The organism is Gordonia sp. (in: high G+C Gram-positive bacteria) (genome assembly GCF_047600385.1).
In the GTDB taxonomy this organism is placed as follows: Bacteria; Actinomycetota; Actinomycetes; order Mycobacteriales; family Mycobacteriaceae; genus Gordonia.
Genome location: NZ_JASGKZ010000001.1, coordinates 2694820 through 2706834 on the forward strand (window position 1 = coordinate 2694820; position 12015 = coordinate 2706834).

General features: G+C 69.3%; 8 protein-coding genes and 1 pseudogene. All 9 read left to right on the top strand.

Going from position 1 to position 12015, the window contains the following annotated elements; all coding sequences use genetic code 11:
* Positions 1-15: 15 nt before the first annotated feature.
* On the top strand, positions 16-633 hold the full coding sequence (locus tag QM809_RS12190; RefSeq protein ID WP_415046048.1) for an ANTAR domain-containing response regulator: 618 nt from the start codon (positions 16-18) through the stop codon (positions 631-633).
* Positions 634-802: 169 nt separating this feature from the next.
* A pseudogene (locus tag QM809_RS12195) lies at positions 803-2009 on the top strand (branched-chain amino acid ABC transporter substrate-binding protein).
* A gap of 81 nt (positions 2010-2090) precedes the next feature.
* Positions 2091-3137, top strand: coding sequence for a branched-chain amino acid ABC transporter permease (locus tag QM809_RS12200; RefSeq protein WP_415046049.1), 1047 nt, complete (start codon positions 2091-2093; stop codon positions 3135-3137).
* A complete protein-coding gene (locus tag QM809_RS12205) occupies positions 3134-4363 on the top strand; it encodes a branched-chain amino acid ABC transporter permease (protein WP_415046050.1) in 1230 nt (409 codons plus the stop codon). Before QM809_RS12200 ends, QM809_RS12205 begins: the two co-directional genes overlap by 4 nt.
* Complete coding sequence (locus tag QM809_RS12210; protein ID WP_415046051.1) at positions 4360-5295, top strand: ABC transporter ATP-binding protein; 936 nt, start codon at positions 4360-4362, stop codon at positions 5293-5295. Before QM809_RS12205 ends, QM809_RS12210 begins: the two co-directional genes overlap by 4 nt.
* On the top strand, positions 5279-6067 hold the full coding sequence (locus QM809_RS12215) for an ABC transporter ATP-binding protein (RefSeq protein ID WP_415046052.1): 789 nt from the start codon (positions 5279-5281) through the stop codon (positions 6065-6067). Before QM809_RS12210 ends, QM809_RS12215 begins: the two co-directional genes overlap by 17 nt.
* 255 nt (positions 6068-6322) lie before the next feature.
* A complete protein-coding gene (gene polA, locus QM809_RS12220) occupies positions 6323-9148 on the top strand; it encodes a DNA polymerase I (RefSeq protein ID WP_415046053.1) in 2826 nt (941 codons plus the stop codon).
* Positions 9149-9179: 31 nt separating this feature from the next.
* On the top strand, positions 9180-10853 hold the full coding sequence (locus QM809_RS12225) for a serine/threonine-protein kinase (RefSeq protein WP_415046054.1): 1674 nt from the start codon (positions 9180-9182) through the stop codon (positions 10851-10853).
* A gap of 58 nt (positions 10854-10911) precedes the next feature.
* The gene (locus QM809_RS12230; RefSeq protein ID WP_415046055.1) at positions 10912-11979 is read left to right on the top strand and encodes an isocitrate/isopropylmalate dehydrogenase family protein; all 1068 of its coding nucleotides are present in this window, start codon (positions 10912-10914) and stop codon (positions 11977-11979) included.
* Positions 11980-12015 lie beyond the last annotated feature (36 nt).

Consider the following 12015-nt stretch of genomic DNA (forward strand, 5'->3'; position numbering starts at 1 on the left):
CGGAAGACACGGGCGATGAGCGAAGCCGGAGCGGCCAGGGATCGGACCGGGGCGCACAGGGTGGTCGTCGCCGAGGACGACTCCCTGATCCGCATGGATCTCTGCGAGATGCTCCGCGACGAGGACTACGACGTCGTCGGTGAGGCGCCCAACGGGCAGGTCGCCGTCGACCTCACCGAATCGCTGCGGCCCGACCTGGTGATCATGGACATCAAGATGCCGGTCCGCGACGGCATCGATGCGGCGAGCGAGATCGCCCGCAAACGGCTGGCGCCGGTGGTCATGCTGACCGCGTTCAGTCAGCGCGAGTTCGTCGAACGGGCCCGTGACGCGGGGGCGATGGCGTACCTGGTGAAGCCGTTCAACCAGTCCGATCTGGTGCCGGCGATCGAGGTGGCGCTGAGCCGTTTCCGGGAGCTCAAGGCGCTCGAGGACGAGATCTCGGGCATGAACGAGCGGTTCGAGGTGCGCAAGCTGATCGAGCGTGCCAAGGGTCTGCTCATGGAGAAGCAGGCGCTCACCGAACCCGAGGCCTTCCGGTGGATCCAGACCAACGCGATGGACCGGCGCGTCACGATGAAGGCGGTCGCGCAGGTCGTCGTCGAGACTCTGGGCGAGGACACCTCCTCCTGACCGGTATTCCGCTCCCGGATGTAACAACTGGGAAAACGTCGGCACCGTTTTCCTGCATGTTCCCGGTGAATGCTCGACGGGACTCACAGATTCCGCTTATCTTTTGCAAAGGTCTTCGAGCGGAGAACCTTCCGGCGTCGAGCCGGGTCCACAGCAGAAGAGGTTGAACATGCACCGTCGGATCACGACCGGTGCCCTCGCGGCGACATTGGCCAGTGTGTTGGTCCTGTCCGCGTGTGGCGACAAATCCACCGACTCGGGTTCGGCCGGGTCGGGCCTCGAAGATCGCGCCCCTGGCGCAGATCGACACCCAGGGCAAAGAGCAGAAGAAGTCCGACGAGACCCAGGCGCTCGACCCGGCGGGGGACGGCAAGGCCAAGTGCCCGGAGACGACGATCGCGCAGATGGGTGCGCTGACCGGTGCCGACGCCGCACTGGGCATCAACATGCGCAACGGCGCGCAGCTGGCCGTCGACCAGCACAACGCGGCCAACCCGGACTGCAAGATCGTGCTCAAGACGTTCGACTCCGAGGGCGACCCGCAGAAGGCCACGCAGGTGGCGCCGCAGATCGTCAACGACAAGTCGATCGTCGGACTGATCGGTCCGGGCTTCTCCGGTGAGACCAAGGCCACCGGCGGCGTGTTCAACCAGGCGGGGCTGGTCGCGGTGACCGCCTCGGCCACCAACGGGGCGCTCGCCGACAACGGCTGGAAGACCTTCTTCCGCGGTCTGGCCAACGACGACGTCCAGGGCCCCGCCGTGGCCAAGTACCTGACCGGGACGCTGGGCAAGAAGAAGGTCTGCGTCGTCAAGGACGACACCGAGTACGGCGCGGGCCTGTCCCGCGCGATCGTCGGCTCGCTCGGCTCGGCCAACGTGGCCGCCTGCCAGGGCGACGTGAAGAAGGGCGAGCGCGACTTCGCGGCGCTGATCTCGAAGATCAAGGGGGCGAGCCCGGACGCGGTGTTCTTCGCCGGCTACTACGCCGAGGCCGCGCCGCTGGCCCAGCAGCTCAAGGCCGCCGCCCCGGAGGTCACGTTCGTCTCCGGCGACGGCGCGAACGATCCGCAGTTCACCAAGCAGGCGGGCGATGCCGCCAAGGGCGCGTACCTCTCGTGCCCGTGCGGTCCCGGTCCGGAGAACTTCACCAAGCAGTACACCGAGAAGTTCAAGCAGGCCCCGGGCGTGTACTCGGTGGAGGCCTACGACCTCGCCACGATCCTGATGAAGGGCATCAGCGAGGGCAAGCGGACCCGCGCCGACCTGCTCACCTACGTGCGGGGTTACTCCGGTGTCGGCCTCGCCCGCACCTACGAGTGGCAGCCGCACGGTGAGCTGAAGTCGTCGCTCATCTGGATGTACCAGGTCAAGTAACCCGTTCGGGCGGCAGCGGTGCGCCCGGGCGGTGGAAGTCCGGGCGCACCGTCGTCGTTCCCTCCTGCCTGAAAGGGACGCATGATCGCGTATTCCCTGGCCGAATCGACGACGCTGCTGGCCAACGCCACCATCGGATTCGATCTCGGCGCCCTCCGTGACGGATTCTGGAACCTGACCATCGACGGTCTCGCCTACGGCTCCGTCTACGCCCTCGTCGCCTGCGGATACACGCTGGTCTACGGCGTGCTCCGACTCATCAACTTCGCGCACTCCGAGGTCTTCATGCTCGGCATGTTCGGCGTGTACGTCGGACTGCTGATCCTCGGCTTCTCGCCCTCGGGCGACACCTACGACGTCGGCGCCCTCGCCACCATCGGTTTCCTCCTGGTGGCGGGCCTGATCGGCATGGCGGTGTCCGGCACGGTCGCGGTCGGCGTGGAGTTCCTCGCCTACCGGCCGCTCCGAAAACGCAATGCGAAGCCGCTGGCCTTCCTGATCACGGCGATCGGCATGTCGTTCGTGCTCCAGGAACTGGTGCACTACGTGCTGCCGAAGGTGCCGTCGGATCCGCCGCTCGGCGGATCGAGCGCACAGCCGACCATCCGGTTGGTCGAGCCCCAGGAACAGTTCAGCGTCTTCGGCGCCTCGGTCACCAACGTGACGATGATCGTGATCGCCTCCGCGCTGATCCTGGCGCTGGGCACCGACCTCCTCATCAACAAGACCAAGCTCGGCCGCGGCATCCGCTCGGTCGCGCAGGATCCGGACGCGGCGCTGCTGATGGGCGTCTCGCGGGAGCGGATCATCACGGTCACGTTCCTGATCGGCGGTCTGCTGGCGGGCGCGGCGGCTCTGCTCTACACCATGCGGTACCCGAACACGGTGATCTACTCCGGTGGTTTCATCCTCGGTATCAAGGCGTTCTGCGCGGCGGTGCTCGGCGGCATCGGCAACGTCCGCGGGGCGCTGCTCGGCGGTCTGCTGCTGGGCGTGATGGAGAACTACGGCTCGGTGGTCTTCGGCAATCAGTGGAAGGACGTGGTGGCGTTCTCGCTGCTCATCCTGGTGCTGATGTTCCGGCCCACCGGCATCCTCGGCGAGAAGCTCGGGAAGGCGCGGGTATGAATCAGCAGAACGACGAGACCGTCGCGCGTCGCGGTTGGGCCCGGACGCTGGGTGCGCCCGGCGACCGGATCCGGGAACGCTGGGATGCGCTGTCGCGTCCCGCGCAGTGGGGGGTCGGCGTGGTCGTCTTCGCCCTGTTCGCCCTGCTCCCGGTGCTGAAACCGCCGCTGATCACGACGACGGCGACCGATTTCGGGGCGACCCTGGCGCAGTTCGCGATGGTCGCGCTCATCGCGATCGGACTCAACGTCGTCGTCGGTCAGACGGGGCTGCTCGACCTCGGCTACGTCGGCTTCTACGCGGTCGGCGCCTACGTGGTGGCGCTCCTGACCAGTCCGGCCAGCCCGATCTGGGACAGCGGCGATCACGGCATCTTCTCCGGACCCTGGGGATGGCTCGCCTGCGTTCCGCTGGCCATCGTGATCACCGGGATCACCGGCGTGATCCTGGGCAGTCCGACGCTCCGCGTCCGCGGCGACTACCTGGCCATCGTCACGCTCGGGTTCGGCGAGATCGTCCGTCTCCTGGCCGACAACCTGACCGACGTCACCAACGGTCCGGCGGGTCTGCAGGGCGTGCTGTTCCCGGTGGTCGGCCGCAGCGACGGCCACCCGGACGGCGTCTTCGCGAACTCGAACAACTCGGGGGTGCTCAGCTACGGCGTGTGGTGGTACTGGCTGGGGCTGCTGCTCGTGGTGCTGGTGCTGCTGATGATCGGCAACCTCAAGCGCAGCCGGGTCGGCCGGTCGTGGGTGGCGATCCGCGAGGACGAGGACGCCGCCGAGATCATGGGCGTGCCGACCTTCAAGTACAAGCTGTGGGCGTTCGTGATCGGCGCCGGGATCGGCGGTCTCTCCGGTGCGGTCTACGCCGGTCAGGTCCAGTACGTCGACCCCAAGGCCTTCACCGTCATCAACTCGATGCTGTTCCTGTGCGCGGTGGTCCTCGGCGGCCAGGGCAACAAGCTGGGCGTGATCGTCGGCGCGTTCATCATCGTGTACCTGCCCGCGCGGGTGCAGGGCGTGCAGGTCGGCGACCAGTCGCTCGGCGACTACAAGTACCTGTTCTTCGGCATCGCTCTGGTGGCGCTGATGATCTTCCGTCCGCAGGGACTGTTCCCGGCGCGGGCCCGGCTGATCACCTTCGGGCGGCGGGTCTACTCGGCGGTGCATCGGGTTCCGCCGCCACCACCGGGGCAGACCCGGACCGAGGAGGTGAAGGCATGAGCAGACACGCACGCGACGACGATCACTTCGCGGAGATCCTGTCCGATCCGGAGGCGACCGCGGTGCTCGACCCGGTCGTGGTGGACGCGGCCCCGGCCGACCCCGGAGCGGTGGCCGAGGCGGTGGCCCCGCATCGTGACATCGCGGCCGCCGAGGGCGACACCCTGCTGCGGGTGGAGGGGCTCACCGTCGAGTTCGGCGGTCTCGCCGCACTCGACGGCGTCACCTTCGACATCCGACGCGGCGAGATCCTCGGGCTGATCGGCCCCAACGGCGCGGGCAAGACGACCTGCTTCAACGCGATCACCGGCGTGTACACGCCGACCCGCGGCACCGTCTCGTTCGACGGTGCGCCGCTGGGCAAGACGAAGCGGCATCAGATCACCCGGCTCGGTATCGCGCGGACCTTCCAGAACGTCCGGCTCTGGGGTGAGATGACCGCCCTGGAGAACGTGTGCGTCGGCACCGACGCCCGGCACAAGACGTCGGTCTGGGGAGCGATCTTCCGGTCGCCGCGGCTCTACCGCGAGGAGAGGGACGCGGTGGAGCGGGGGATGGCGCTGCTGGAGTTCGTGGGGATCGGGGCCCGGGCCGCGGAGAAGGCCGCGAACCTGTCGTACGGCGATCAGCGTCGTCTGGAGATCGCGCGGGCGCTGGCGACGGAACCGAAACTCCTGTGCCTGGACGAGCCGGCCGCAGGCTTCAACCCGAGCGAGAAGACGGCGCTGATGGAGCTGATCCAGAAGATCCGCGACGACGGCTACACGGTGCTGCTGATCGAGCACGACATGCGGCTGGTCATGGGGGTGACCGACCGGATCGTCGTGCTGGAGTTCGGCCGCAAGATCGCCGAGGGGACACCGAAGCAAGTGCGAGAGAATCCCGCGGTGATCGCGGCCTATCTGGGAGTGCCCGATGACGAACTCGAATGACCCCGTCCCCGGTGCGGCAGGCGGACCGGCCCCCGTCTCACCGGTCTCGGACGCCCCGGTGCTGGAGCTGCGCGACGTGGTGATCGGCTACGGCCGGATCATCGCGCTGCACGGGATCTCGCTGCACGTCGATCAGGGGGAACTGGTCACGCTGCTCGGGGCCAACGGCGCGGGCAAGTCGACGACGATGCGCGGCATCTCCGGGCTCGACAAGTTGACCGACGGCGAGATCTGGTTCGAGGGCGAGCGGATCGACGGGCTGTCCACCCACGACCGGGTCCGCCGCGGCATCATCCAGGTGCCGGAGGGGCGGCACGTCTTCCCCGGGATGACGGTGCTGGAGAACCTCGACATGGGCTGCTACGGGCGTCGGTTCGAGTCCAAGGCCGCCTACAACGAGGTGCTCGACCACGTCTTCGAGCTGTTCCCGCGGCTGGCCGAGCGCAAGAAGCAGTACGGCGGCACCATGTCGGGCGGCGAGCAGCAGATGCTGGCCATCGGTCGCGCGCTGATGGCCCGGCCCCGGCTGCTCCTGCTCGACGAACCGTCGATGGGGCTGGCGCCGATGGTGATCAAGCAGATCTTCGAGATCATCGCCGACATCAACGCCTCGGGCACCACGATCCTGCTCGTCGAGCAGAACGCCCAGCAGGCGCTGAGCCGGTCGGATCGGGGCTACATCCTGGAGACCGGTTCGATCACCCTGGAGGGGGCGGGCCGCGACCTGCTCGTCGATCCGGCGGTCCGGGAGGCCTACCTGGGCGTCGCCTGAGCGCGCACCTCCTACTGCTCCTGACGCGGAGAGGACGTAGTGCTCCGCTCCCTGAGCCGAGGAGGAACGCAGTGACGAGTCGAGTCGAAGGGGCCCACCGAGAACGATCGCCGGCCCCTTCGACTCGCCGGCTCGTTGCGCTCGCATGCGGCTCAGGGAACGGGGTGGCGGTTCGCTGCGCTCGGAGGCGGCTCAGGGAGCGGAGGAGCCCGCCGACACCACCGATGTCGGACCTCCTCATTAGACTCTGACACCGTGAGCCCCGCGAAGACGTCGTCCAGCACTTCCACCCGCAGCAAGTCGGCCGAGAAGCCGACGCTCATGCTGCTCGACGGCCACTCCCTGGCCTACCGCGCGTTCTTCGCGTTGCCCGCCGAGAACTTCCAGACCCACACCGGTCAGGCCACCAACGCGGTGTACGGCTTCACGTCGATGCTCATCAACCTGCTGCGCGACGAGGAGCCCACCCACGTCGGCGCGGCGTTCGACGTCTCGCGGCAGACCTTCCGCTCGGAGATGTTCCCCGAGTACAAGGCGCAGCGCTCCAAGTCGCCCGACGAGTTCCGCGGTCAGGTGGACCTGACCAAGGACGTCCTCGACGCGATGGGGATCCCGGTGATCGCGATCGAGGGCTACGAGGCCGACGACGTGATCGCCACCCTGGCCACCCGCGCCGACGCTCAGGGCTACCGCGTCCTCGTCGTGACCGGCGACCGCGACTCGCTGCAGCTGGTGAACGAGAACATCACCGTGCTGTACCCGAAGCGCGGCGTCTCCGAGCTCACCCGGTTCACCCCGGAGGAGGTGGAGAAGAAGTACGGTCTCACCCCGCGGCAGTACCCCGACTACGCGGCGCTGCGCGGCGATCCCAGCGACAACCTCCCGGGCATCCCGGGGGTGGGGGAGAAGACCGCGGCCAAGTGGATCCGCGAGTACGGTTCCTTCGACGAGCTGGTGAACCGCGCCGACGAGGTGCGCGGCAAGGTCGGGAACTCGCTTCGGGAGAACCTGGCGGCGGTGATCATGAACCGGCGGCTCACCGAGCTGGTGCGCGACATGGACCTGCCCGCCGATCCGGACGATCTCGCATTGCACGGCTGGGACCGCGACCGCATCCACCGGCTGTTCGACGACCTCGAGTTCAAGGTGCTGCGCGATCGGCTCTTCTCGACGCTCACCTCGGCCGAACCCGAGGCCGACGCCGGTTTCGAGGTGAACGGCACCCGGCTGGGGGCGGGCGAGGTGTCGGCCTGGCTCGACGCCCATGCCCGCACCGGACGCAGCGGTCTGGCGGTGACCGGGGAGCATCGGGTGTACGCGTCGGAGGCCACCGGTATCGCGATCGCCGCCGCCGACGGCGAGGCCGCCTTCGTCGACCCGATCGTCCTGAACCCCGACGACGAGGCCGCGCTGGGCGCCTGGCTCGCCGACGCCGACCTGCCCAAGGCCGTCCACGAGGTGAAGTGGGCGATCCACGCCCTGCGCGGCCGCGGCTGGACGCTGGCCGGCGTCACCTCCGACACCGCGCTCGCGGCGTATCTGGTCCGGCCCGGGCAGCGCACCTTCAACCTCGACGACCTCGCCCTGCGTTATCTGCGGCGCGAGCTCAAGGCCGACACCGCCGCCGGCGACGGCCAGCTCTCGCTGCTCGACGACGACGAGGACGAGACCGCCGCGAGCAATCAGCTCATGCTGTCGGCGCAGGCCGTCGCCGAGCTGGCCGACACCCTCGACGTCGAGCTGGAGCGGATCGATTCGGTGGCGCTGCTGCACGACATGGAGCTGCCGCTGGCGTTCGTGCTCGCCGATCTGGAGGAGGCGGGGATCGCCGTCGACCTCGATCACCTGGAAGCGCTGGAGCGGGAGTTCGCCCAGCGGGTCCGGGACGCCGCCGACGCCGCGTACGAGGTGATCGGGGAGCAGGTGAACCTCGGTTCGCCCAAGCAGCTGCAGGTGGTGCTCTTCGACAAGCTCGGCATGCCGAAGACCAAGAAGACCAAGACCGGTTACACGACGGACGCGGATGCGTTGACGTGGCTCTACGAGAAGACCGAGCATCCGTTCCTGAAGTTCCTGCTGGAACACCGTGACGCGACGCGGCTCAAGGTGACCGTCGACGGTCTGCTCAAGACCGTGGCCGACGACACCCGGATCCACACCACGTTCAACCAGACGGTGGCGGCGACCGGCCGGCTCTCGTCCACCGAGCCGAACCTGCAGAACATCCCGGTGCGCACCGAGGCGGGACGCAAGATCCGCGCCGGCTTCGTCGTCGGCACGGCCCGATCGTCCTCCGTGCGAGCCGAGTCCGCCTCCGCACCGGCCGAGTCCGCTTCCACGCCGGCTGAGTCCGCCTCCACGCCGGCTGAGCCCGTCGAAGCCTACGAATGCCTCATGACCGCCGACTACTCGCAGATCGAGATGCGGATCATGGCGCATTTGTCCGGCGACGAAGGCCTGATCGAGGCCTTCAACTCCGGTGAGGACCTGCACAACTTCGTCGGTTCCCGGGCCTTCGGCGTCCCGATCGACCAGGTGGACGCGCAGATGCGTTCGCGGGTGAAGGCGATGTCGTACGGGCTCGCGTACGGTTTGAGCGCCTTCGGCCTGGCCGCGCAGCTGGGCATCAGCCGGGAGGAGGCGCGCGACCAGATGGACCGGTACTTCATGCGCTTCGGCGGGGTCCGCGACTACCTCCACGAGGTGGTGGTGCAGGCGCGGCACAAGGAGTACACCGAGACCATGTTCGGGCGCAGGCGCTACCTGCCGGACCTGAACTCCGACAACTTCCAGCGCCGCCAGTCCGCCGAGCGGATGGCGCTCAACGCACCGATCCAGGGCAGTGCCGCGGACATCATCAAGGTCGCGATGATCAACGTGGCGCGCCGGATCGCCGCCGACGGCCTGCACTCGCGCATGCTGCTGCAGGTGCACGACGAACTCGTCGTCGAGGTGGCGGCGGGGGAGCGCGAGGCGATCGAGTCGCTGGTGCGCGAGGAGATGGGGGCGGCGATCGAACTGTCGGTTCCGCTCGACGTCTCCGTGGGATTCGGTCGTTCCTGGGACGAAGCGGCGCACTGACGGTGCCGACGACGACCGAGAGGCTCACATGATGAACTCAGATCCGATCGAGGCCCGGATCCGGGCGGGGGCGCAGTTCGGTCCGTACCGACTCGACGAACTGCTCGGCCGCGGCGGCATGGGCGAGGTCTATCGTGCCTACGACACGAGCAAGGACCGGATCGTCGCGCTGAAGGTACTCAAGCCCGCGCTCGCCGCCGACCCGGAGTACCGGGAGCGTTTCCGTCGGGAGTCGCGCACCGCCGCGCGGCTCGGGGAACCGCACGTCATCCCGATCCACGACTGGGGCGAGGTGGACGGCGCCCTGTTCATCGACATGCGGTTGGTGGAGGGCAGCGATCTCAAGGCCGTGATCCACCGCGCCGGGCGCCTGGCCCCGGCGCGCGCCGTCGCGATCGTCGACCAGATCGCGTCGGCGCTGGACGCCGCCCACGCCGACCGGCTGATCCACCGCGATGTGAAACCGGAGAACATCCTCGTCGCCGAGCGCGACTTCGCCTACCTCGTGGACTTCGGCATCGCGAACGCCGACGGCGACACCCGGCTCACCCAGACCGGCGGTGCGATCGGCTCGGTCTCGTACATGGCGCCGGAGCTGTTCGACGGTGCGCCGGCCGGTCCGGCGTCGGACGTCTACGCGTTGACGTGCGTGCTGTACGAATGCCTGACCGGGAGTGTCCCGTATCCGGCCGACGGCGTCACCGCGGCGATCAAGGCGCTGCTCACCTCGCCGATCCCGACGGTCAGCGCGGTGGCGCCCGGACTGCCGAGCACGCTCGACGCGGTGATCGCCCGCGGACTCGACCACGACCCGGCGCGCCGCCACGGCTCGGCCGGTGAGCTGGCCGCCGCCGCGGCGGCGGCCCTGCGCGGAAAGACACCGCCTCCGCCGCCCCGCGGCCCGGGCGGCGAGCCGCAGACCCGCATGGTCGTCGCACCGGATGCGACGGCGGTGTCCGCGCCCGTCGCGGGATACTCCCCGACGCGCGAGCGCACGCCCGGACCTGCTCCCGCGGCCGGTTCGGGCCCGCTGCCGCCCGGCACGGGCCGCCTCGGCACGGCGCAGAACTCCCAGCCGGTGCCCTCCCCGACGGTCCACTCGCAACCCGGCTATCCGTATCCCCAGCATTCGGGCTACCAGTACGTCGAGCAGCCACCGCAGCGGTCGTCCGCGCTGGTGCCGGTCCTGATCGGGGTGAGTCTCACGCTCCTGGTGCTGGTGGTGGGCGCCGTCGCGTACGCGCTGCTGTCGCAGAAGGACGAAGGAGACGCCGTGGCCGGTCCGGGAGCACCGTCGGTCGTGGTGGAGAAGGAACGCCGGGTCACGGTCACCTCGACGCACGTGACGGCGACCGAGCCCCGGCCCACAGAGACCCGGACCACCCCGAATCGGACCGTCCGGACGTACGAGGCACCCACCCCGGACGTCGCCGAGAGCGCCGACCCGGACTCGCCCGGTTACGTGCCGCCCCCGCCGCCGCTGGAACAGGCGCCGTATTTCGCGCAGTTCGGAGCGTTCAACGATCTCGGGAACGCCCGCGACCGTGCGGCGCAGCACTACGGCTCGGTGGTGACCGACGGTTCGCTGGTCGGACTCGACACGAATTACGTGGTAGTGCGGCCGACCAACTCGCTGGCCGAGGCGCAGCAGGTGTGCAGCAACTTCTCGGAGGGCACCTGCTACGTGCAGCCCCGCGCACGCTGAATCCCCGTGATCGGGACGGCCTGGCACCGGGTGCCGCGGCGCCCGATACGCTACCGCCATGATCGAAGGTGAGTTGCGGATCGCGGTGCTCGACGGCGACGGGATCGGACCCGAGGTGGTTCCGGTCGCGGTGCGGGCCGCCGATCGGGCGCTGACCGCGCGCGGCGTCGCGGTCCGGTGGGATCGTCTGCCGTTCGGCCGCGCCGCGATCGACTCGCACGGCGCGCCGATCCCGGAACAGACCCTCGACGCCCTGGAGGGCTACGACCTGATGGTGGTCGGGCCGCACGACTCGGCGTCGTACCCGGGGGAGCACCGGTCCGCCCCGGCGCCGGGGGCGATCCTGCGCAAACGGTTCGGGCTCTACGCCAACCTGCGGCCGGCACGGGCGATCCCGGGCGTCGCCGCGACCGCGCCCGACATCGATCTGCTGATCGTTCGGGAGAACAGCGAAGGGCTCTACGCCGACCGGAACATGGCGGTCGGCAGCGGCGAGTTCATGCCGACCCCCGACGTCGCGCTCGCGGTGGGCCTGGTGACCCGGCAGGCCAGCGAACGGATCGCCGAGCGCGCGTTCGAGCTGGCGCGGACCCGGCGCGGACACGTCACCGTCGTGCACAAGGCGAACGTCCTGCGGCTCACCACCGGGCTGTTCCGGGACGCGTGCCTCGACGTCGCCCGGCGGTATCCGGACGTGACGGTCGACCAGCAGCACGTCGACGCGATGGCGGCGCTCCTGGTCCGGCGCCCCGCCGACTTCGACGTCGTGGTGACCGAGAACCTGTTCGGCGACATCCTCTCGGATCTGGCCGCCGAGCTCTCCGGGTCGCTGGGGCTGGCGTCGTCGATCAACTGCTCCGACACCCGCGTGATGGCGCAGGCGGTGCACGGTGCGGCCCCGGACATCGCAGGACGCGGGGTCGCCGATCCGATCGCGATGCTCCACTCGGTGGCCTCGGCGCTGCAGTGGTACGGTCTCCGGCACGACGATGCCCGACCGACCGAGGCCGGCGCCGCCCTCCGCCAGGCCGTCGCCGAGACCGTCGCGAGCGGGATCGGCACCCCGGATCTGGGCGGGACGTCGACGACGGCCGAGTTCGGCGAACGGGTCGTCTCGGTCCTGTAGTTTCATCTCCGTTCACCGTCGACCGCAGGAGCGCCT